Below are 22301 nucleotides of genomic sequence, written 5' to 3'. Positions count from 1 at the left end.
CGTAAGTCACCAAGCTGATAGCATTGGCTCTTTTTATATGGTCTTGTAAAAAAATATAGTATAAAGTAGAATGTATCTGTTCAGATCCAGATAGAATATGGAGGATATAATAATGGTAAAATCAGTTATACTTGCGGCAGGCAAGGGAACAAGAATGAAGTCAGATAAGCCAAAGGTAGTTCATCAGGTGATGGGAAAACCGATGGTATATTATTCTATAGAAGCGGCGCGCCAGGCGGGTGCAGACGAGGTGTGTGTGATCGTTGGATACAAGGCAGACGAGGTGAAGTCAGCCATAGCTGCCAGTGTCAACGATGTGAAGGTTGACTATGCGCTTCAGGAGGAGCAGCTCGGAACAGGCCATGCGGTAAAGTGCGCTGCAGATTTTATTGGACGTGATGGGGATGTGATCATACTCTGTGGAGATACACCGCTTGTGACAGGGGATACACTCAGAAAAGCACTTGATTTCCACAAGGAGAGCGGGAATGGTGTAACCGTAATATCGGCGATGCTTGATGATCCATTTGGATATGGAAGGATCATAAGGGACGGTGACAGCCTGGCAAAGATCGTGGAGCAGAAGGATGCTGACGAAGCGGAGCAGGCTGTGAAGGAAGTTAACTCGGGCATGTATATATTTGACTGCGCAGCACTTCAGGACGCACTGTCACAGATATCAAATGACAACGCCCAGGGAGAGTATTATCTTCCGGATGCGATAGAGATAATAAAGAAAATGGGGCTTCCGGCTTCCGCTGTTCCGATGGACGATGCTGACCAGATAAGAGGAGTCAACACCCTGGAGCAGCTTGCAGATGCTGAGAAGATCATGGAGAACAGATAACAATAGAACGATCCACCTGGGTGGAGGAAAATGGAGAGACCAAATGAAGATCATAGTTGGACTTGGCAATCCCGGTGCGAAATATGCCGGAACAAGACACAATGTAGGATTTGCGGTTCTGGATGAGCTGGCAGATAGACATAATATAAGGATAGACACTGCAAAGCATAAGGCACTTATAGGAAAGGGTATAATAGACGGAGAGAAGGTCATACTCGCCATGCCTCAGACATTTATGAATCTCAGCGGAGAGAGCGTAAGGGCGATGATGGACTTCTACAAATGCACGGTTGAAGATCTGATAGTCGTGTACGATGACATAGATCTTGACGTCGGCAAGCTCAGGATCAGACAGAAGGGAAGCGCCGGCGGTCATAACGGTATGAAGAATATCATACAGCACGTTGGCAGCCAGGAATTTGTCAGGATCAGAGTGGGTGTTGGCAAAAAGCCGGATCACATGGATCTGGCTGATTATGTGTTGTCGAGATTTGGAAAGGAAGATCTGGCGAATATAAGAGAGAGCTGCGGTAATGCCTGCGATGCGGTGGAGACCATACTGGCGGATGGCACAGTTGCAGCTATGAATAAGTTTAATTGAGAGTGATGGAGAATGATACGTGTACTTGGTGAGCCATTTGAAAAACTGAATATATATACAGAGTTGAAGGAGTGGCTTGCATCCGGAGATGGATTTGTCAATGTGACAGGTACGACGGGCGAGGGCACGGACAGAGTATTCATGATGCAGGGCTTCGGTGATGACGCATCGGTGCGCCTGATACTGACATATAACGACAGGCGTGCGGAGGAGCTGTACAGCGATATGAAGTTCTACGGAAGGGATGTATATATGTATCCTGCAAAGGATATTCTGTTCTTCAGTGCAGATGTCCACGGCAATGCCATAACCAGACGGCGCATGGAGGTCCTTCGGCGTCTGGCAACGGGAGAACCATGTACGATCATAGCCACGGTAGATGCAATGTATGACAAGATACCTGCACTGTCCTATATGAAAAAATACGTGATAAATATCCATGCGGCACAGTCTCTTGATCTGGATGAGCTTAAGGGCAAGCTGGTGGACCTTGGTTATGAAAAAACTGACAGTGTGGAGGAGCCGGGACAATTTGCCATACGAGGCGGTATCGTGGACATATTTCCGCTGACTGAGGAATGTCCATACAGAATAGACATGTGGGACGATGAAGTCGATACCATCAAGACATTTGATGCGGAGAGCCAGAGATCCATAGAGGATGTGGATGAACTTGTAATTTATCCCGCGGGAGAGATGGTGCTTTCAAAGGAGAGGATCGACAGAGGTATACACAGGCTGGAGGCAGAGCTGAAGCCGTATGCGAAGAAGCTTAAGGATTCATTTCAGACGGAGGCGTATGCCAGGATAAAGGGCGAAATAGCCACGCTGAAGGAACAGCTCACGGAGTTCAGTGCGATATACGGAGTGGACAGCTATGTTGATTATTTCTACAGTGACACGGTGTCTCTGGTGGACTGCCTGCCGGAGGATGCGTACATTTTCATAGATGAGACGAAGAAGGTCACGGAGAAGGCGGATGGCAGTGAGAAGAGTTTTCTTAGCAGCCTGACGCACAGGCTGGAGGGGGGATATATCCTCCCGGGGCAGATGAAGGTTCTGTTCACTTATGATGATGTTCTGGAAAAATGCAGACGCTACAAGGTTGTGGGCTTTGACTCATTTGTGGGTGAGGATGACCGTGTAAAGTATGCTCACCGCGTGGAGATCGAGAGCAGGGAGGTTCACAGCTACAGGAACAATTTTGATGCGCTGGTTACTGATATCAAGAAATGGAAGAAGGACAAATACAGCGTCCTGTTCGTATCGCCATCATCGGTCGGTGCGAAGAGAATGGTCGATAACCTCATGGACAATGACGTCATATGTCATTACCTGAACGACCCGGACAAAGCTCTGGCTGCCAGAGAGATGGCGGTCATGCCGGGAAGGCTCAGAGCCGGTTTTATGATACCGGAGATGAAGCTCATCGTGGTCAGTGAGGGAGATGTGTTCTCCAGCAAGACATCACATTCGCAGGCTTCGAGGAAGAAGCTGCCGCGTGCCGGGGAGATAGTAAAGTCATTCTCGGATGTGAGCGTGGGCGATTATGTGGTCCATGAGAAGTACGGAATAGGTATCTATCGTGGGCTTGAGAAGATAGAGGTCGACGGCGCCTTGAAGGACTATCTGGTCATCGAGTATGCTGAGGGCGGCAAATTATATGTCCTGGCTTCCGAGACGGACAGGATACAGAAGTACAGGAGCAAGGAGAGCCGAGCCCCGAAGATCAACAGACTCGGTGGCAGTGAGTGGCAGAAGGTAAGAAACAAGGTTAAGGGCCATGTCAGCGAGGTGGCTCAGCATCTTGTAAAGCTGTACTCAGAGAGACAGGCGAGGGAAGGCTTTGCCTATTCTCCTGATTCCGAGTGGCAGAAGGAGTTCGAGGAGACATTTCCTTATACTGAGACTGACGATCAGTTAAAGGCCATAGAGGATGTCAAGGCGGATATGGAGAGCCATAAGATCATGGACAGACTGGTGTGCGGAGACGTTGGATTTGGCAAGACTGAGGTGGCGATCCGTGCTGCGTTCAAGGCTGTCGGTGACAGCAAACAGGTTGCGTATCTTGTGCCGACCACGATCCTTGCCGAGCAGCATTATGAGACGTTCACAGAGCGAATGAAGGATTATCCAGTGACGGTGAGACTGTTGTGCAGATTCTGTACCCAGAAGGAGATAAAATCTACACTCAGAGAGCTGAAAGAGGGCAAGGTGGACATAGTCATAGGAACCCACAGGCTGCTCTCAAAGGATGTGGAGTTCAAGAATCTGGGACTTCTCATAATAGATGAGGAACAGAGATTCGGTGTAAATCACAAAGAGAAGATAAAAGAGATGAAGACCAATGTGGATGTTCTGACACTGACGGCGACGCCTATCCCGAGAACACTCCATATGAGTCTTGTCGGAATCAGAGACATGAGCCTGCTTGAGGAGCCTCCGGTGGACAGGAGACCGATACAGACCTATGTCATGGAGTATGACAGGGAGCTTGCCAGGGAGGCGATTGCCAGAGAGCTTGCAAGGCATGGTCAGGTATACTATGTGTACAACAGGGTCGAAGGCATAGAGAGATTTGCGGATGATGTGAGAAGCCTCGTGCCATATGCAAATGTAGAGTTTGCCCATGGACAGATGGATGGCCGCACGCTGGAGGACATCATGTACCGGTTCAACAAAAAGGAGATAGACGTGCTTGTGTGCACGACCATCATAGAGACCGGACTTGATATACCGAATGCAAATACCATAATCATACACGACGCTAACCTGTTTGGTCTGGCACAGCTCTACCAGTTACGCGGAAGAGTTGGTCGCTCGGACAGAAGTGCATTTGCATTTATGTTCTACAGGCGCAACAAGATGATATCCGAGGTCGCTGAGAAGAGACTTAGAGCGATAAAAGAATATACGGATCTCGGCTCGGGAGTCAAGGTGTCCAAGGCGGATCTCAACATCAGAGGTGCGGGAAGCGTCCTGGGCGAGAGTCAGTCGGGCAACTATGAGGTCGTGGGCTATGACCTTTACTGCAAGATGCTTAATGATGCGGTCAGGGAGCTCCGCGGCGAGAAGGTTTTCCATGAATACGAGACGGAGATAGACCTTCCGGTGGATTCGTTCATCCCTGAGACGTACGTCAAAAACGACTTTGTCAAGCTGGAGCTTTGTAAGAGAATATCCCTCATCAAGAATGAGGATGAGTACAATGACATAGTGGATGAGCTCATTGACAGATTTGGCGACATCCCTGACGAGACAATGAATCTTCTTGATGTGGCACTGTTAAGGGCAAATGCAAATATCTGCTTCATAACCCGTATATGGTACAAGGACGGAGACCTGAGATTTGTCATGTACAACAGGGCTGACATAAATGTAGATGGGATAGATGAGCTCGTTAAGAGTTATTCAGGCAGGATGAAATTTGTCATGGGGGCAAAGCCTGAGTTTATATTGAAGCTTGGACGGGAGGAGAAAAATGATCTTCTCAGAAAGGCGGAATTTGTCGTGGCGGATATGTCCCAGATGTTGATAATGACCCACAGTGAAGAAGACAGTGTGGATAACAAAGCATAGATAATGAGTTAGAAATATACAGACAGGAGAATACAAAGATAAGGAGGTGCGGTTCAGTTGAAGAGATGGTTGTGTGTGCTGCTGGCGCTCATATGTGCATTTGCCGTGACTGGATGTGGCAGTGATGCCACTGAGGAGACTGGCAAGGAGGTAGTTCTCAGATACAATGGGCAGAACATAGAGATAGACGAGGTGTATATTTATGCCCAGACTGTGAAGGAGGAGTACGAATCAAAGTATGGCAGTGACGTGTGGAAACAGAGCATAGTGACTGATGATGGTCTGGAGATGGATGCCGTGGATGCAGCAAGGCGTCAGGCGATATCAAAGCTCATAAAGACCAAGACTCTTATAACCAAATCCGGGGAGTACGGCATAAGCCTGACTGCAAGCGAGCAGAAGGATCAGGATACGGCGGCGCAAGAGTTCTATGACAAATTGACTGATGCCCAGATCGCAGAGGTTGGACTTGAACTCGATACGGTGAAGAGAGTTTTGCGTGAGAGCGCACTGGCAGACAAGATATATGATTATGTGATGAAGCAGAGCTCCACGGAGATATCCGATGAGCAGGCCAGGATGAGTACATTTTATGACATGTTCTTTGAGTGCTACTCGGAGGACGATTATGGAAATATCACCCTGTACTCACAGGACAAGATAGATGAGCAGAAGAAAAAGGCGGATGAGGCATATGAATCCATAGAGGAAGCCTCGGATGGCACAGATATGGATATATCATTCCTTGGAAGCGCAAAGGAGCTTAAGTATGCGGGAACACATACGATGAGCAGGGATGATATATTGAGCACCTATGGCCAGGATACGCTGGACATACTGTACAGCATGTCGGATGGCGAGATATCCACGGTGGTGGAGACTGAGTATGGTTACCATATATTCCAGATGATAAGCATTACGGATGAGAAGGCCACGGCCGAGAACAAGAAGAAGCTCACGGATGCCGCTGATGCGGAATACTATGACAACCTTGTGAAGGACTGGATAGATGAGCTGGACAGCGGATATTCATACAGTAAGAGTGTGGATATGGATGTGTACAACAAGATAAAATTTGACGAATAAGAGGAGAAGAAAGATGGCAACAGTATACGATATCAATATTAAGAAGCTGGATGAAAAGGCAGTCATACCGACATACGGTTCAGAGTACGCAGCGGGGGCGGATCTGTATGCGTGTCTTGATGAGGCGATTACTATAGAGCCGGGACAGACGGTGATGGTTCACACGGGTATAGCCATGGAGATACCTGAGGGATTTGCAGGACTTGTGTATGCGAGAAGCGGTCTGGCATCCAAGAAGGGGCTTGCACCGGCCAATAAGGTTGGAGTTGTGGATGCGGATTACAGAGGGGAAATCATGGTTGCACTCCACAATCACGGAACCCAGGCACAGACGGTTGAGCCTGAGGAGAGAATAGCACAGCTTGTGATCGCTCCTTATATCGTTGGAGCATTCCATCAGGTGGACGAGCTCAGCGATACAGTCAGAGGAGCCGGCGGATTCGGTTCAACAGGAAAGTAACAAAAAAGCGGCCGTGCATCATCATTTTAATGGTGTGCCAGACCGCTTTTCTTTTATTTAAAATACTTTCCGCTTTCATCCCACAGGACTGTGGTGCCTGTCTTCAAGGACTTTGGTACATCTATGATACGCTGGTTCCTTGAGCCCTTGAATCTCAGTGACAGATCCTTCTGTTCGTCTATGAATTCTCCGTCCACAAGGACGTCAATGTAGGAGAGAAGTTCTTTTGTATACTCCCATTCATTACACATGCGGTCTAAGAGATCGGTTTCAAATGTATAACCGGTGTAGCACCAGATGGTCTTGTCAGGGTAGGTCTCCTTGAACTTTCTTGCCAGAGGAAGAAGCCCCTGCTGGTTCACATATTCCATAGGTTCTCCGCCGAGCAGGGAGAGACCTGCTATATAGTCCTCCTTGCAACTATCTATTATGTGGTTGATCTCCACATCCGTGAACGGCTTGCCGTAGCCGAAATCCCATGTGTCAGGGTTGAAACAGTTCTTGCAGTGGTGTGTGCAGCCGGATACAAATACAGACACTCTGACGCCGGTTCCGTTTGCCACATCAAATAGTTTGATATCTGCGTAATTCATAATGTGATCCCTTCTAAATTTATCTTAAAACAAAAGTATGGCCTGCGTTGCCCTCTACGACATGCAGACCATACAATTGAAATTATTAATGCATATTGTTATTTTATATCAGTTGCCTGAATATATCAAGTGTTTTTCTATAAAAGACTATAGATGAAGCACTCTTGCCTTTATCTCTTTGGTCTTACCCACGTTCCAGAAGTTCTCGCCAAGATAACCGCAGGTTCTTCTGGTAACATTCATCTTGTTGTGATCCTTGTTGCCACACTGCGGACATTCCCATTCGCCGTCATCGTTGATGAGGATCTCACCATCGTATCCACATACATGACAGTAGTCAGACTTGGTGTTGAACTCAGCATATTGTATGTTGTCGTATATATATCTTACGACCTCTGCCAGAGCATCCAGGTTGTTGCGCATGTTTGGTATCTCAACATATGAGATGGCACCACCTGATGATATGGTCTGGAACTGGCTTTCAAATCTGAACTTGCTGAATGCATCGATCTTCTCACGGACATCAACGTGGTAAGAGTTGGTGTAGTAGCCCTTGTCTGTGACATCCTTTATGGTTCCGAAACGCTCTTTGTCGATACGTGCAAATCTGTAGCAAAGGCTCTCGGCCGGAGTTCCGTAGAGTCCGAAGCCAAGTCCCGTATCTGCCTTCCATTTGTCGCAGGCTGCGCGGAGCTTGTGCATAAGCTTCAGTGCAAATTCCTCACCCACAGGATCTGTGTGGCTCACACCACGCATGAGCTTGGTGGTCTCATATACACCGATGTATCCCAGTGATATGGTTGAGTAACCGTTGTGGAGCAGTGGATCGATAACCTCGCCCTTCTTAAGTCTGGCGATGGCACCGTACTGCCAGTGGACTGGGCTGACGTCAGAGGTTACACCCTCGAGGGCTCTGTGGCGGCACATGAGTGCGTCGTAGCAGAGCTGCAGTCTCTCATCCAGAAGACTCCAGAACTTGTCATCGTCTCCCTTTGCAAGTATAGCTATCTGTGGAAGATTAAGACTGACAACTCCCTGGTTGAAACGGCCTTCCCATTTATATTCTCCGTTCTCATCCTTCCATGGGGAGAGGAATGAACGGCATCCCATGCATGAGAATACATTTCCCTCGTAGTTCTCACGCATCTTCTTGGCTGATATGTAATCAGGGTACATTCTCTTGGCAGAACACTTGATGGCGAGCTCTGTGATATAGTCGTACTCACCGCCCTTGAGGCAGTTGTGCTCGTCAAGGACATATATGAGCTTAGGGAATGCAGGTGTAACATACACGCCTGCCTCGTTCTTGATTCCCTCAAGTCTCTGTCTGAGGATCTCCTCGATGATCATGGCGTTCTCCTTGATGTACTCGTCGTCCTCTCTGAGGTTGAGGAAGAGAGTGACAAATGGAGACTGGCCGTTGGTGGTCATCAGAGTATTTATCTGATACTGGATAGTCTGGACTCCCGACTTCAGCTCGTCCTTGAGTCTCTCTGTGATGAGCTTCTCAAGTGTGTCAGGGTCTATCTTGTCGCCGAACTCTTCGGTGTATCTCTTTTTATATTTGTTGTAGCTCTTTCTGAGGTACTTTCCAAGGTGACGGACATCGACTGACTGGCCGCCGTACTGGCTGGATGCGACAGATGCGATGATCTGAGTCACGATGGTACATGCCACCTGGAAGCTCTTCGGGCTCTCTATGAGCTTGCCGTTCATGACTGTGCCGTTGTCAAGCATATCCCCAATGTTGATAAGGCAGCAGTTGAATATAGGCTGGAGGAAATAATCTGCGTCGTGGAAGTGGATGGCGCCCTCCTCATGAGCCTTGGATATCTTCTCAGGGAGGAGCATTCTCTTGGTAAGATCCTTTGATACCTCTCCTGCGATAAGATCACGCTGTGTGGATGCGACGGTGGCATTCTTGTTGGAATTCTCCTCCATGACATCCTTATTCCTGTTCTGGATAAGACTGAGGATAGAATCATCAGTCGTATTTGCCTTTCTGATGAGCTCACGGCTGTATCTGTATATAATGTAGGTCTTGGCAAGGACAAACTTGCCGTCGGCCATCAGCCCCTGCTCGATGATATCCTGGATATCTTCAACGAGCATTCTCTTTCGGTTCTTGGCTTCGATGCTTCCGACGATCTCCTCGATCTTCTCGTCAGAGATCTTCTCACAAGGCTCCACCTCCGAGTTAGCCTTCTGGATAGCCAATATGATCTTGCTTCGGTCGTAAGTAACAGCACGACCGTCTCTCTTGATAACTTGCATTTCCCATTCTCCCTGTGTGTGATGTGAATGGGCGTTAAAAAAAGTACGCCCCCTAAATATTGTATACTACCATACAGGAGACATCAATATATAGTGTGTGGGCTGAAAAAGCCGCAAAAAAATTAGCGACAAATAAGGTGCCTCGTCGCAAATCTCACACTGATGTCTCAACATGGTCGATTATATCATTCCCCATTTTGTTTGTCTATAGGAGATTTGCAAAAAATACAAAATATAGAAAAATAAAAAATATGTGGACACAACATATTGTGGATTTGCCTTTGATTAATGTGGGACAGATAAAATACATCACAAAAACAGATGTAAAACTTCCTGTTATAGGAATGTGAAATCATTTGTGAGAATTCTATGAATTATTTCAAATTGCTTTATTTTTACAGGAAAATATGGTATAAGTTTACTCGTTGAAGTTTATCATGAAGATGGTTACACTTCTAATAAAAAGTAAAAGAGGTATGATTATGCGAAAATTTAATAAGGGATGTGCAGTTGTTCTTGCACTCGCTCTGTCCATGTCATTTATGACAGGCTGTGGCGACAGTAATGGTACGAGTGGAAAGCTGGATAATACAGCGAGTAAGGCAACATCTTCTGATGCTACAGAGAGTGCTGACAATTCATCAGAAGAATTTGCTTCTATAGAAGATATGATAGACCAGTACGCAGCCGATGTAACACTCGGTGAGTACAAGGGCATGGAGTATGAGGAGAAGGGCACTGATGTCACGGATGATGAGGTTCAGGCCAAGGTTGATTCATTTGTGAACGGACTTGCTACATTTGATAAGGACACAACCAGCGAGGCGAAGAACGGAGATACAGTAAATATTGACTTTGTCGGAACTGTAGATGGTGAGGAGTTCGAAGGTGGTAACACCAACGGAAGCGGATATGATCTCGTCCTTGGTTCTGGTTCATTCATAGATAACTTTGAGGATCAGATAGTTGGACATAAGCCGGGAGAGACATTTACCGTGAATGTAACCTTTCCTGAGAATTATGGCAAGGATGAGTTAAATGGCAAGGCGGCCAAGTTCGAGACGACACTTAACTATATAAAGATAGATAAACCGGCTACATACAATGATGAGCTGGTTGCAAACAATACTTCATATAAGACAACTGCTGAGTATGAGGCATCTGTACGTGAGCAGCTTAAGCAGAGCAAGGAGGATTCAGCTCTTGCAAGTGCTCAGAATGAGGTCATGGTTGCCGTTATAAACAACAGTACAATAGAGAACATATCAGCAGATGATGTTCAGGCGAATGCTGACAAGATCATAACATCCATAAAGACTCAGGCAGAGACAAACGGAATAGAGTATGACACATATATCTACTACTACTATGGATATGATGACAGCGCTGCATTTGAACAGTATGTACAGCAGGTTTGTGAGGAATCACAGAAGGAGAGAATGGTAGTATGTGCCATTGCCAAGAAAGAGAATATCAGTGTCACAGATGACGAGGCTGATAAGTATATAGCTGATTATGCAACGAAGAACAGTGTTGATGAGTCTACACTCAGACAGAATCTTACAGACGTTGAGATAAAGTACAACGCTCTGGCAGAGAAGGTCATGAATTTCCTTATGGACAATGCAAAGGCAACAGCGGCTTCGACAACTGAAACGACAGAGACCTCAGAGTCAACAGACAGCACAGAGGCCGCTGACGCGGAGCAGGCTGAAGAGTAAATAAAGGGGTACGGAGAAAAGATATGAGAGCAAGGAAGATAATTGCAGCAGGAATGGTGGCAGTCATGTGCGCAGGTCTGATGACAGGCTGTGGCAGCAATGACACAAAGAGCCAGTTTAAGAAGTTTTCAAAGTGTGCGACCATAGACAAGGCGGCATACACTGATATCGAATATGTTCCGGCATCGAGAGAGGTGACCGAGGACGATGTAAACAGTGCGATAAGCAGTTTTTGCAGTGACAATTCTGAGACTACACAGGACAAGACAAGTGCAGTAGCTGATGGCGACAAGGTTAACGTAGATTATGTTGAGACGGTTTCCGGGACGGAGAAGGACAGCAAGACTGGCTACACACTGACAATGGGTAGCAATACTCTTGGTGATGGAAGTGATGATCAGCTTATAGGAAGCAAGGCCGGTGATGTCAGAACGGTGACAGTTACATATCCTGATGATTACAGTGACACCACCGTTGCAGGGCTCACAGCAGAGTACAAGGTTACGATCAATTATATATCAGTTACCACGGTGCCTGAGTACACAGACGCATTGGTCAAGAAGGCTACTGATGGTGAGTACACAACAACCGATGACTACACAGCACATCTGAAGGAGGATGTTCAGAAGGACAAGGACGATTCCGCGGACGAGACAGACAGAGCTTCTGTTCTCAAGGCTGTTGAGGAGAAGGTTACATTTGACAAGTATCCTGAGGATGAGGTAGCTTCATACGTTCAGTCCATGGTGTCAAATGTGAGAAGTGCCGCAGACAACTACGGAATCGACTTCGAGGCATATATGAAGTATTTCTATGGATATGAGGACGAGGCATCATTCCTTGAGTACCTTCACACCACAGTTGAGAACGTCATGAAGGAGAAGATCGTTGTGTCATGCATAGCAATGGACAATGACCTCATCGCCGATAACGCAGACATAAAGGCGTACAGACAGAAGGTTATGGACAAGAACAATCTGGAGAATGACTCAGACGTGGACAAGTATTACTCAGAGTCAGACCTGATGTTCTATGCCACAGAGGAGAACGTGCTTGACTATCTCATGAACAGATCAGTTCAGGTGGAGGCAACTGCAACAGATGCATCTGAGGCAGCCACAGAGGAGTAAGCTGCACGCGATATATTTGAATATGGATAAGCTGATAGAGACCGAGGTTTTATGCCCGGTCTCTATTGTCGTCTATAGACAAATGAATCTGTGGTTTATCCACATTGACTAAGGGGCTCCGGGAATTTAAAATAAAAGAGAACATGTCTTTATTTTAAAGATAGAAAAGGAAAGGGGATATTATGAGAAAGAACATTGCGAGAAAATGTCTGTGCATTGCTCTGGCTTCAGCCATGATGCTCGGTGAGGCGGGCACGGCTATGGCAGCCAGTGTGGAAAATGCGGCAGACGGAAGAACTGCTGCCACAGTGGCGGCGGAGGAACAGGCTGATGTGGCGGCAGCCAATGTCAGCATATGGTATGCGGGAGCTTATAAGAACTCAAGGACCATAACGATCAATGCAAGCGGCCAGGCTTACAGAGTTGAGGTCTGGGTCAATGGAGTAAAGTGCGGGGAACAGTACAACGGAGAGGACCAGCAGTCCTTTAGTATTAACTGTGAGATCCCGGCGCTGCTTGATTCCACCTACAACGCAGAGGTCAGAGCCTACGATTCAAATGGAGAGGTGACTGTACAGAAGGTTTCACCGGTCAAAACTGACAAGGTGAGCTTTGATGGTGATCCTAGTGTTAGTGTAGGATATACAGTCGGAAGCACTGGCTATGCAAAACCAGGCTATGTGTCTGTCAGCGTATATCTTGATAGCAGGCATTCAGATGAGGTCAAGTATGAGGTTCAGAGAGCGACCAAGTCAGGTGGGCCATTTACCACGATCGCAACGGGAAGTGAATCTTACACGTCAAGACTTGCATATCTTGACAGCACTGCGAAGACCGGAACTACATATTATTACAGATTCAGGATCGCGAGCGGTTCAGATCAGTATGTGAAGACGAGCAAGGTCATAGCTACAAGTAAGACAGCTCCAGTAAAGGTGGGCATTCCAGAGGTGGATCAGCTCTATGCTTCAAGCATGAATGTATCAGAAAAGATAAGTAAGCCGGGAGTATTCTTGTGGATGACCAGCAATTTTGCAAATCAGTACGATGTGTACCGCTCAACAAACAAGAGCAAGGGCTACAGAAAGATAAAGACTATATATTCTGCTGATTTCACGGACACAGCGGTCAAGAGTGGAACGGTATACTACTACAAGGTAGTGCCAAAGTATTACGACTCACAGACACGAAAGATAACAACAGGAAAGACATCTGGTGTTGTCGGCGTAAAGTTTATCATGAATGCAGCAGGTGCACCTAGCCTTATACAGACAGGCAACAGATCACTGAAGTGTACATGGGCTGCGGACAATACCGCAGACGTATCATACGAGGTATGGGCAAAGAGAACGGATATAACCGGTGATGCATACAAGCGTATGGTGGTCACCAAGAAAAACTCATGCACCCTTACAAAGCTTGATCCGAACGGAACATACAAGGTGATGATAAGGACAGTCAAGAAATCAGGAGCTGCCGTGAGATATGAGACGACAGATACATCTGAGAGGACCATGGGTTACACCAAGAGAGTCCAGGATCTGACTGCGGGAGCTGTATCTTCATCACTGAACGGCAAGAAGGATGTCCTGTCTGTAAGATATTCTCTCACATGGTACAGAGACTGGGGCGCATCAGGATATGTTATATCAGGCCTCAACAGCAGTACAGGCAAGATAGAGACCATCAAGAAGATAAAATCGGGAAAAAAGACATCATATACATTTACAAACACAAGTGCCAAGGGCAAGGAGCGCAAATACTCTCAGATATATGTGAGACCATATAAGGGAAAGGCAAGCGGTGAGGATAACACTCTGTGGAATTCAGAGATGCCAAGTGCAAAGCGTGTTAAGGCTGTAAAGAAGAGCACAACATCGACCAAGATAACATGGTCTGCTGTAAGCGGGGCAAAGGAATACTATGTGTACAGAACTACAGAGCTCGGTGTACGCCAGTACATAGGATCGACAAAGGCAACTAACTTCACGGATGTGAACGTGACAGACGGAATGAAGTATACATACTCTGTTGTTGTAGGCACAGACTTTGGATTCAGCAGCGGATATGATTTGTATAGCAGTGACTATACACATAAGCTTGCATCACCGGCCATAACAAAGGTTGTAAACGGTTCCAAGGGTACAGCGACTGTAACATGGAAGAAGGTTACAAATGCAACCAGATACTATGTATATCGCTCAACCAGCAAGAATGGAACATACAAGCTGGTCGGCAAGACTGGAGCTACAAAACTTTCATACATGAACAAGAAGCTCAAGAAGAGAACGACCTATTACTACAAGGTTGTGGCTTCAACAGTTAATGATGGAGGAAAGACAGTCAAGTCAGTTGCATCACATGCAAAGGGAATAAAGATCCGCAAATAGATGAAAAGGGGTAAACTATGAAGAATAGATTGATAAAGAAAGCTTTATGCGTGGCGCTTGCTTCAACCATGGTGTTTGGTGATGCATTGCCAGCAATGGCAGCAGACGGCAGCGCAGATGTACAGTCCGCTCAGGCTGAGGTGGCGTTTGCTGAAGAAGCATCCATAACATATTTTAGTGTAGGAGGTCAGGATACCGTAAGCAGCGGTTCTGTACATATAAGCGCTCTGGGATATGGAACAGAGGCTGTTCTCTATGTAAATGGAGCATGGTATGACTCGTGGACAGACAGTGACTATGACGGAAGCTGGCATGTGGATACGGAATTCAGAGGAGTTGCCGGTGCGACATATCAGTTTAAGCTGGTAGTCAGTGATGACAATGGACAGACGGTGTCGCAGGAGTCGGGAAAGATATATTTTGAAGCACCTAAGTTCAGCCGCAGCAGGAAGCCTTCAGAATACGTATCATATTCTACGGGAGATACCGGATATAGAGAATTAGGTGGAGTATCTGTGTCGTTCCCATTTGACAGCTACGTACAGAATGATATCTGGTATGAGGTGTACAGATCCACAAAGCCATCAGGAGGCTTTACGAAGATTTTGTCAGGCGTCGGTTACATGTATGGAGCTTCTGAAGTGAGGTATTATGATGATAATGTAAAAGTAGGAAATACCTATTACTATATGGCGAAGATAGTAACCGGAACTGACTCATACAATAAGACATCCAGGGTTGTAGAGACATCAGCCGTTGCAAAGGTGGACTGCAGGCTTGGAACAGCGGAGCTTTCAGTTGATAGAGGCGCAAAGGGTGCTGATATAACGGTAAGCGATTACGGCGCTGCTAACCAGTTCGATCTGTACCGTTCAACTTCAAAGACAAAGGGCTTTAAGAAGATAAAGACGATATACACACCGGAGTATACAGATACAACAGTTAAGGCTGGAAAGACATACTACTACAAGGTAGTTCCAAAGTATTATGATGCCTCTACCAGAGCGGTTTCAAAGGGAACTGCAAGTGAGGTCCGCGGCGTAAAGATACTCATGGGTACCACAGAGCTCGCAGCGGTTCAGAACACAAAGAGCTCAGTAAAGCTCACATGGGATAAGGCAGCCGGAGCAAATATGTATGAAGTCTGGTATATGAGATCCGATATATCGGGAGACAGATATAAGAGAGCTGTTGCGACAAAGGGAACATCATGCACCATCAAGGGACTTGCATCTGGCGCTGAGTATTCATTCAAGCTTAAGAGCCAGAGCGTTTCAGGTGGAAAGGTCATTTGTGAGAACGTGACATACAAATGGCTCCAGACCGGATACACAGAGAGCGTGAGAGAGCTCGAGGCTGTCTCATCCACGGTATCTGCAAGCAAAGACAAGAAAAACCTGACGATATACACCAATCTCAAGTGGAACAGAGTCTGGGGAGCTTCAGGCTACAAGATATTTGCGAGAAATAACTACACAAATAAGCTTGAGCAGGTTGCAGTGATCAAATCTGCAGCCAGAAATACATACAAGTTCAAGAATACAGGAAGCAGCAGTAAGGGTATTAAGTATTACTCTGCATACGTAGTGCCATACAAGGGTAAGAAGCAGGGCGAGATGACATCCGTCAGCGTCAACTATATCCCTCTTGCTAAGAATGTAAAGGCTGTGAGAAAGTCCACATCCGAGGTCAGAGTTACATGGTCAGCGGTGCCTGGTGCAGATTCTTACACAGTATACAGAATGAACCCTGTTCTCGGCACAACCCAGTGGCTGGGACAGACAACGTCAACAAACTTCAGTGACCGCAAGCTCACGACCAAGCTTGAGTATACATATTTTATACAGCCATCGACAATTGTCAGCGGGGTTAACTGCAGCATTGACTATGAAGTTGCAAAGCAGTATAAGGCAGTGTATACACATGCTGTAGGTACACCAAAGATGTCAGGTGCATCTAACACCGGAGCCAAGAAGATCACAGTAAAGTGGAGTAGCGTTACAGGAGCGAAGAACTACGTAGTATATCGCGCAACAAAGAAGAATGGTAAGTACTCTAAGATCGGTACAACATCATCATGCAGCTTTACAGACAAGAAGGCTGCAAAGGGCAAGACATACTATTACAAGGTCGCTGCAGTGGCAGTTAACGACGGTGGATGTGCTGCTCAGTCAGCATACTCCAAGACCGCCAGTGCCAAGAGTAAAAAGTAATGGCATATGTTAGGTAATAACAAGCAGTAGATATATTTGCGGGAAAACATACATACATGCATGGAAATGTGGTAGATATGTTTTCCCTTTTTTATGGGAAAATGCTTGCGGAAATGCAAAAAAAGTGGTTGACATACCAAGGCAAACAGTATATTATATTAACGTTCGTTGTGAACATGCGGAAGTGGCGGAATTGGCAGACGCGCAGGCTTCAGGTGCCTGTGGTAGCAATACCGTGTGGGTTCAAGTCCCATCTTCCGCATTTTTTTATACCATAGTATGCGGAAATGCTGAGCTGTGGAGTCAATAATTTATGATATTTAGGAGGTATGTGCGGCAATGGCAGAGAAGAAGAATGTGGTTACTTATTCAGGTCTCAAGAAGATAGAGGAAGAGCTTCAGGATCTGAAGGTTAATAAACGTAGAGAGATCGCAGCTAAGATCAAAGAGGCCAGAGAACAGGGAGATCTGTCAGAGAATGCAGAGTACGATGCAGCCAAGGACGAGCAGAGAGACATCGAGGCAAGAATCGAGCAGCTTGAGGCAATGCTTAAGAATATAGAAGTAGTTGATGAGGATGAGGTCGATACAGGAGTTGTGGGTATCGGATGCAAGGTAATTGTATATGACTACGAGTTTGCCGAGGAGATCGAGTATGATATCGTGGGATCATCACAGGCTGATATCATGAACAATAAGATCTCTGATGAGTCACCAGTTGGAATGGCACTCAAGGGTGCAAAGGTTGGTGAGGAAGTTCTGGTGGAGGCACCGGACGGAGAATTTAAGTACAGAGTACTTGATATTAAGAGACAGGAGCTGTAAGAGAAGATGGCAGAGCAGAATAACAAGGGAAAAGATCAGGATCTTAATAAGCTGCAGATGGTGCGCCGCGAGAAGCTGGCAGACCTTCAGGCGGCAGGCAAGGATCCATTTGTCATAACAAAGTATGATGTGCAGCAGCACAGCGCAGATGTGAAGGAGATGTACACAGCACATGAGGCAGAGCTTCTGGCTGGTAGACAGACACCTTCAGTTGAGGACCTTGAAGAGGCAGAGAAGAGAGAAGTTTTAAACAACGATTACAATGAGAGAAGAGCCATCATGGATGCTTCACCTATCAATGTGAGCATCGCAGGACGTATGATGTTCAAGCGTGTCATGGGTAAGGCTTCTTTCTGTAACATTCAGGATCTTAAGGGCAACATTCAGGTGTATGTTGCAAGAGATCAGATCGGTGAGGAGTCATACGCTGACTTCAAGAAGTCAGATATCGGTGATATATATGGAGTTAAGGGATATGCATTCAGAACAAAGACTGGTGAGATATCCATACATGCAGAGGAGATCACACTTCTCTCTAAGTCACTCCAGATCCTTCCTGAGAAGTTCCACGGACTGACAGATACAGATATGAGATATCGTCAGAGATATGTGGATCTCATCATGAACCAGGACAGCAAGGAAGTATTTATCAAGAGATCACAGATATTAAAGGAGATCCGTAACTTCCTGGCAGGACGTGACTTCATGGAGGTTGAGACACCTATGCTGGTCAGCAATGCCGGTGGTGCCGCAGCCAGACCATTTGAGACACATTACAATGCACTCAATGAGGATGTAAAGCTCCGTATATCACTTGAGCTCTACCTGAAGAGACTTATCGTCGGCGGTCTTGAGAGAGTATACGAGATCGGACGAGTATTCCGTAACGAGGGTGTTGACACACGTCACAACCCTGAGTTCACTCTGATGGAGCTGTACCAGGCATACACAGATTACTATGGTATGATGGAGCTCACAGAGTCCATGTTCCGTTACCTCGCAGAGAAGGTATGTGGAAGCACCAAGATCTCATACAACGGAATCGAGATCGACTTTGGCAAGCCATTTGAGCGTCTGACTATGGTTGACGCTATCAAGAAATATACAGGTGTTGATTTTGACCAGGTTGCTGATGACGCTGAGGCGAAGAAGATCGCTGACGAGCATCACGTAGAGTACGAGGAGCGCCACAAGAAGGGAGATATCGTGAACCTGTTCTTCGAGGAGTTCTGTGAGGAGAAGCTGATCCAGCCTACATTCATCATGGATCATCCGATCGAGATCTCACCACTTACGAAGAAGAAGCCTTCAGACCCTACAAAGGTTGAGCGTTTCGAGCTCTTCATCAACACATGGGAGATGTGTAACGCATACTCAGAGCTGAACGATCCTATCGATCAGCGTGAGAGATTTGCCGCTCAGGATGCGAATGCCGCAGCCGGAGATGACGAGGCTGAGCACACAGATGAGGATTTCCTCAATGCGCTTGAGATCGGTATGCCTCCAACAGGCGGTATCGGTTATGGTATAGACAGACTGGTTATGCTCCTTACAGATTCACAGGCGATCAGAGATGTTCTTCTGTTCCCAACTATGAAGAGTGAGGGTGGTTCAGATTCTGATTCAGTATCTGAGACAGCCGGTGACAACAACGGATTCTTCACACCAAACGAGAAGATCGATTTCTCCAAGGTAGATATAGAGCCACTTTTTACTGATGAGGTTGATTTCGAGACATTTTCAAGATCAGACTTCAGAGCGGTAAAGGTTAAGGAATGTTCAGCAGTGCCAAAGAGCAAGAAGCTCCTTCAGTTCACACTGGATGACGGCACAGGCACAGACAGAACCATCCTCTCAGGAATCCATGCATTCTATGAGCCAGAGGAGTTAGTCGGCAAGACACTTATTGCAATAACAAACCTTCCACCTAGAAAGATGATGGGAATCGATTCATGCGGTATGCTTCTTTCAGCTATCCATGAGGAAGAGGGCGAGGAGAAGCTTCACCTTCTGATGGTTGACAACCATATTCCTGCAGGTGCGAAGCTGTACTAAAATAGGATATATCTAGTATATATGAAAAAGGACCCCAGATTAGAAGTACACACTTCAGATTTGGGGTTCTCTTTTGTGTGAGAGACGGATCAAAATCCATGATCGCAGGCATGAACAAGTCCGGTAAGTATGGCGCTGAGCTCAAGTTTTCTGTTAAGTCCATGGACGTAATGAAGGTCATGGTGAAGAGCGATTCCAAGAGCTCCAACGATGCACTCAAGGGCACGATGGCGCAGATAAAAGGTGAGGACTACACCGATCTGCAGGCGGATGCCTCGGATGTCAAAGAGACAAATACGATCATGCTGGACGAGTATATGAAGAGTGAGAACCAGAGCGTGTCCTTCAAGCGATTAGTGGAGGCGAACACTATACCGTTCCTTGTGGCATTGAAAATACTTTTTGCGCTAATAATTGCAGTGATCGTCATATTTGCAAGGCAGCGCGCGAAGATCGCCAAGGTCGATGCACTCACAGGACTTTATAACAGGTATGGCATAAGAGACTATATGAAACGGCTGTATGAGAAGAGTAATCAAATATCAAATGTAATTGATATTCTGCGAACTGGAGGGTATAATATGCGGTATCTTTGGATTAGATGCTTGCGGTATGTTGATGCAAGCATGTGTGTATTAAAAGCGAAATGACAGGGGTGAAGGGTAGATGAGAAGATTAAAGTATGTTTTACAGAGTGCGATCGCCTGCTTTGTCGTGGCCGGGGCCATGCTGGTGCTGTTCTGGGGAGCAGGAATATACAATATATATCAAGAGTCACATGGAAATATATCGGATCTGTCAGAGCTGTGGTCGTATATTTCGGAACAGGGATTGATGTTTCTGATCGGATTGCTGGCTTTTGTGTCGTTCCTAGTATCCGGATTTCAGGCGAAGAAGGCCAGCGAGGCGGATAGAGCTGCTAACGGTGGGAACGAGTATGATGGTGTAGGATATGGTGATGCTGATTATTCTGGCACGATAAATGCTGGTGGCGGATACACATATGATTCAATGGACACATCTATAAAGTTAGATGAAGGTTCAGGTATGGAAAATGATAGGAATGTATATGGAAAAAACGGTATGCCATATGCGGACATCTATGGGATGACTGGAGATGCACAATTAACCAATACATATTCATTGCAGTCAGGTGCCAGAAAGATAAGCTTTGACCTGCCTCAGAGGTATAGACTGATAGATGGCGATGACAGTGATCCGGCATTTGCGGGGTTTAATGAGGAGCTTAAGCCGGAACTTGTCTATTGTTCACTTCAGGAGGCTATCGATGATGAGACGGCTGAGGATTACGTGCTGGATGAGCTGGTGGAGGATGAAGCCTGCCCGGAGGAACTGCGGACAAGGGCATATCTGAAACATGAAGTGATAGAGGTAAGACTTTATTACTATTATATATTCAAGTATAAGAAGTCCAGAAAGCAGAGACAGAAGTTTGCGGCGGCATGTGACATAGGCGGCGGGCTGTTCTATACGATAGAGACAGAGTGGATATGGCGCAAGGAGGAATTGACGCTGGAAGCACTCATAGACTTTTTGAAGATACGGGTAGAGTGATTTATGACATCTACAGAACATGAGGTGATAATATGTGGACAATAAAGAGAATAGATGAGGCCGACTTCGGCTGTGAGGAGAGGCTTCCGGGGGAGCCGCTTATGGTGCTGGTGAGTCTGGAGTGTGACGATGGAAGGATGCTTCAGCTTGAGGTGGCTGACAACTGGCTGACCATGCAGGAGCTTGACGAGGGCGATGAGTGGCCGGATGATCCGGACGAACCGGATGAAGAAGATGCGAAAAGCGCAAAGCAGGTGCAGTGGATGGAGAGTTATCTGGATGCTCTGGAGGAGCTGGAATAAGAGTGAAAATAATAAGAATATCGACAAAACCGCCATATCATAAGCGATATTGGCGGTTTTTGTGCGTCTGGAATTACTTTTTGCCATATACTTTAGGATAATATGTTGTTATAACGAAAAGAATGGTTGTGTGAATTTTGCCGATGTTTGGTTTGCAGGCAACTGCGTATGGGAGAGAATTAATGTTTGGATTGTTTGAAATGAAATATATGAATATATGCCTTGTGGCAGGAGTTATACTGGAACTTATAGCTCTTGTCGCAATACTTAATCTTTATATTAATATAAGGAGAAGGGAAAGAAGGTAGAAGAATAGAGAAGATGGAGCAGGACTTTATGATCGTGCGGTATGTGCCGGAACGGATGAGGCGCATATGCTGGTGCGGCGGGAGGACATAAGTGCGGTAAGCCAGCTTATGGATCAGAAGGTATACAGACAGTTCAGAAAGAAATATGAGGGCTGGGACAGACAGGAGAATCTGGAGTTTGATGCACGTGTTGCAGGCAGAGCTCAGAACCCTGTATATATTTGCCGATAAGCTATACAATGCGAGAAAATCTGTGGGATTTGTCAAGAGGCTATGGATCAGGTATGGCGTGTAAGCCGTGCCGGGAAAACAAATATTTATACATTTGTCAGCGACAGATAT

18 protein-coding genes and 1 tRNA gene are annotated in these 22301 nt (G+C 46.3%); 17 read left to right on the top strand and 2 right to left on the bottom strand.

Features of this window, described 5'->3' with window-relative positions; translation table 11 throughout:
* Positions 1 to 112: 112 nt before the first annotated feature.
* From DW159_RS11455 to dut, 5 genes are read left to right on the top strand one after another with little or no spacing between them, the layout of a single operon-like run.
* Positions 113 to 847 carry a sugar phosphate nucleotidyltransferase gene (locus tag DW159_RS11455; protein WP_022217273.1) on the top strand — a complete coding sequence of 245 codons (735 nt, stop codon included), beginning with the start codon at positions 113 to 115 and terminating at the stop codon, positions 845 to 847.
* Positions 848 to 890: 43 nt separating this feature from the next.
* Positions 891 to 1448 carry an aminoacyl-tRNA hydrolase gene (gene pth / locus DW159_RS11450; protein WP_117550887.1) on the top strand — a complete coding sequence of 186 codons (558 nt, stop codon included), beginning with the start codon at positions 891 to 893 and terminating at the stop codon, positions 1446 to 1448.
* A 12-nt stretch (positions 1449 to 1460) separates the two neighbouring features.
* Entirely contained in the window at positions 1461 to 5027 is a 3567-nt protein-coding gene (gene mfd / locus DW159_RS11445) for a transcription-repair coupling factor (protein ID WP_117550884.1), read from the top strand.
* A 57-nt stretch (positions 5028 to 5084) separates the two neighbouring features.
* Positions 5085 to 6113 carry a SurA N-terminal domain-containing protein gene (locus DW159_RS11440; RefSeq protein WP_242992699.1) on the top strand — a complete coding sequence of 343 codons (1029 nt, stop codon included), beginning with the start codon at positions 5085 to 5087 and terminating at the stop codon, positions 6111 to 6113.
* A 13-nt stretch (positions 6114 to 6126) separates the two neighbouring features.
* A complete protein-coding gene (gene dut, locus DW159_RS11435) occupies positions 6127 to 6573 on the top strand; it encodes a dUTP diphosphatase (RefSeq protein WP_055146693.1) in 447 nt (148 codons plus the stop codon).
* 53 nt (positions 6574 to 6626) lie between these two features.
* On the opposite strand, the gene nrdG is transcribed toward dut, so the two are convergent.
* Together nrdG and nrdD are read right to left on the bottom strand one after the other, a co-directional pair.
* Positions 6627 to 7166 carry an anaerobic ribonucleoside-triphosphate reductase activating protein gene (gene nrdG / locus DW159_RS11430; protein ID WP_055146690.1) on the bottom strand — a complete coding sequence of 180 codons (540 nt, stop codon included), beginning with the start codon at positions 7164 to 7166 and terminating at the stop codon, positions 6627 to 6629.
* A gap of 147 nt (positions 7167 to 7313) precedes the next feature.
* Complete coding sequence (gene nrdD, locus DW159_RS11425; protein ID WP_015533701.1) at positions 7314 to 9440, bottom strand: anaerobic ribonucleoside-triphosphate reductase; 2127 nt, start codon at positions 9438 to 9440, stop codon at positions 7314 to 7316.
* A 482-nt stretch (positions 9441 to 9922) separates the two neighbouring features.
* Here nrdD and tig point away from each other — a divergent pair, with 482 nt between their 5' ends.
* The 12 genes from tig (at position 9923) to DW159_RS13650 (ending at position 22190) form a co-directional block, all read left to right on the top strand.
* Complete coding sequence (tig, locus tag DW159_RS11415) at positions 9923 to 11161, top strand: trigger factor (RefSeq protein ID WP_117550880.1); 1239 nt, start codon at positions 9923 to 9925, stop codon at positions 11159 to 11161.
* Positions 11162 to 11184: 23 nt separating this feature from the next.
* The gene (locus tag DW159_RS11410; protein ID WP_117550878.1) at positions 11185 to 12291 is read left to right on the top strand and encodes an FKBP-type peptidyl-prolyl cis-trans isomerase; all 1107 of its coding nucleotides are present in this window, start codon (positions 11185 to 11187) and stop codon (positions 12289 to 12291) included.
* Positions 12292 to 12473: 182 nt separating this feature from the next.
* On the top strand, positions 12474 to 14681 hold the full coding sequence (locus tag DW159_RS11405; protein ID WP_117550876.1) for a fibronectin type III domain-containing protein: 2208 nt from the start codon (positions 12474 to 12476) through the stop codon (positions 14679 to 14681).
* 17 nt (positions 14682 to 14698) lie between these two features.
* The gene (locus DW159_RS11400; protein WP_117550874.1) at positions 14699 to 16894 is read left to right on the top strand and encodes a hypothetical protein; all 2196 of its coding nucleotides are present in this window, start codon (positions 14699 to 14701) and stop codon (positions 16892 to 16894) included.
* Positions 16895 to 17072: 178 nt separating this feature from the next.
* A tRNA-Leu gene (locus DW159_RS11395) sits at positions 17073 to 17156 on the top strand.
* Positions 17157 to 17233: 77 nt separating this feature from the next.
* On the top strand, positions 17234 to 17719 hold the full coding sequence (gene greA, locus DW159_RS11390; protein ID WP_117550872.1) for a transcription elongation factor GreA: 486 nt from the start codon (positions 17234 to 17236) through the stop codon (positions 17717 to 17719).
* Between the two features lie 6 nt (positions 17720 to 17725).
* Positions 17726 to 19774 carry a lysine--tRNA ligase gene (gene lysS, locus DW159_RS11385; protein ID WP_117550870.1) on the top strand — a complete coding sequence of 683 codons (2049 nt, stop codon included), beginning with the start codon at positions 17726 to 17728 and terminating at the stop codon, positions 19772 to 19774.
* A gap of 77 nt (positions 19775 to 19851) precedes the next feature.
* Complete coding sequence (locus tag DW159_RS11380) at positions 19852 to 20424, top strand: hypothetical protein (protein WP_117550868.1); 573 nt, start codon at positions 19852 to 19854, stop codon at positions 20422 to 20424.
* A gap of 16 nt (positions 20425 to 20440) precedes the next feature.
* Positions 20441 to 21349, top strand: coding sequence for a hypothetical protein (locus DW159_RS11375; protein ID WP_117550866.1), 909 nt, complete (start codon positions 20441 to 20443; stop codon positions 21347 to 21349).
* 32 nt (positions 21350 to 21381) lie between these two features.
* On the top strand, positions 21382 to 21651 hold the full coding sequence (locus tag DW159_RS11370) for a hypothetical protein (RefSeq protein ID WP_015533718.1): 270 nt from the start codon (positions 21382 to 21384) through the stop codon (positions 21649 to 21651).
* A gap of 182 nt (positions 21652 to 21833) precedes the next feature.
* Complete coding sequence (locus DW159_RS14050) at positions 21834 to 21959, top strand: hypothetical protein (protein WP_255415656.1); 126 nt, start codon at positions 21834 to 21836, stop codon at positions 21957 to 21959.
* Between the two features lie 66 nt (positions 21960 to 22025).
* Positions 22026 to 22190, top strand: coding sequence for a hypothetical protein (locus DW159_RS13650; RefSeq protein ID WP_158547607.1), 165 nt, complete (start codon positions 22026 to 22028; stop codon positions 22188 to 22190).
* Positions 22191 to 22301: the final 111 nt, after the last annotated feature.

The sequence above is a fragment of the Coprococcus sp. AM14-16 genome (genome assembly GCF_003434675.1).
Taxonomy (GTDB): domain Bacteria; phylum Bacillota; class Clostridia; order Lachnospirales; family Lachnospiraceae; genus Coprococcus; species Coprococcus aceti.
Note: the sequence above shows the minus strand (reverse complement) of the source record. Positions and strands in the feature narration are given on the sequence as shown.

Excerpts from the sequence above, each read along its gene's own strand:
- mfd (WP_117550884.1), top strand. The coding sequence starts at position 1,461 with ATGATACGTGTACTTGGTGAGCCATTTGAAAAACTGAATATATATACA.
- DW159_RS11455 (WP_022217273.1), top strand. The coding sequence starts at position 113 with ATGGTAAAATCAGTTATACTTGCGGCAGGCAAGGGAACAAGAATGAAG.
- tig (WP_117550880.1), top strand. The coding sequence starts at position 9,923 with ATGCGAAAATTTAATAAGGGATGTGCAGTTGTTCTTGCACTCGCTCTG.
- dut (WP_055146693.1), top strand. The coding sequence starts at position 6,127 with ATGGCAACAGTATACGATATCAATATTAAGAAGCTGGATGAAAAGGCA.
- greA (WP_117550872.1), top strand. The coding sequence starts at position 17,234 with ATGGCAGAGAAGAAGAATGTGGTTACTTATTCAGGTCTCAAGAAGATA.
- DW159_RS11410 (WP_117550878.1), top strand. The coding sequence starts at position 11,185 with ATGAGAGCAAGGAAGATAATTGCAGCAGGAATGGTGGCAGTCATGTGC.
- nrdG (WP_055146690.1), bottom strand. The coding sequence starts at position 7,166 with ATGAATTACGCAGATATCAAACTATTTGATGTGGCAAACGGAACCGGC.
- DW159_RS11405 (WP_117550876.1), top strand. The coding sequence starts at position 12,474 with ATGAGAAAGAACATTGCGAGAAAATGTCTGTGCATTGCTCTGGCTTCA.
- DW159_RS11400 (WP_117550874.1), top strand. The coding sequence starts at position 14,699 with ATGAAGAATAGATTGATAAAGAAAGCTTTATGCGTGGCGCTTGCTTCA.
- lysS (WP_117550870.1), top strand. The coding sequence starts at position 17,726 with ATGGCAGAGCAGAATAACAAGGGAAAAGATCAGGATCTTAATAAGCTG.
- DW159_RS11370 (WP_015533718.1), top strand. The coding sequence starts at position 21,382 with ATGTGGACAATAAAGAGAATAGATGAGGCCGACTTCGGCTGTGAGGAG.
- DW159_RS11375 (WP_117550866.1), top strand. The coding sequence starts at position 20,441 with ATGAGAAGATTAAAGTATGTTTTACAGAGTGCGATCGCCTGCTTTGTC.
- DW159_RS13650 (WP_158547607.1), top strand. The coding sequence starts at position 22,026 with ATGCTGGTGCGGCGGGAGGACATAAGTGCGGTAAGCCAGCTTATGGAT.
- nrdD (WP_015533701.1), bottom strand. The coding sequence starts at position 9,440 with ATGCAAGTTATCAAGAGAGACGGTCGTGCTGTTACTTACGACCGAAGC.
- pth (WP_117550887.1), top strand. The coding sequence starts at position 891 with ATGAAGATCATAGTTGGACTTGGCAATCCCGGTGCGAAATATGCCGGA.
- DW159_RS14050 (WP_255415656.1), top strand. The coding sequence starts at position 21,834 with ATGTTTGGATTGTTTGAAATGAAATATATGAATATATGCCTTGTGGCA.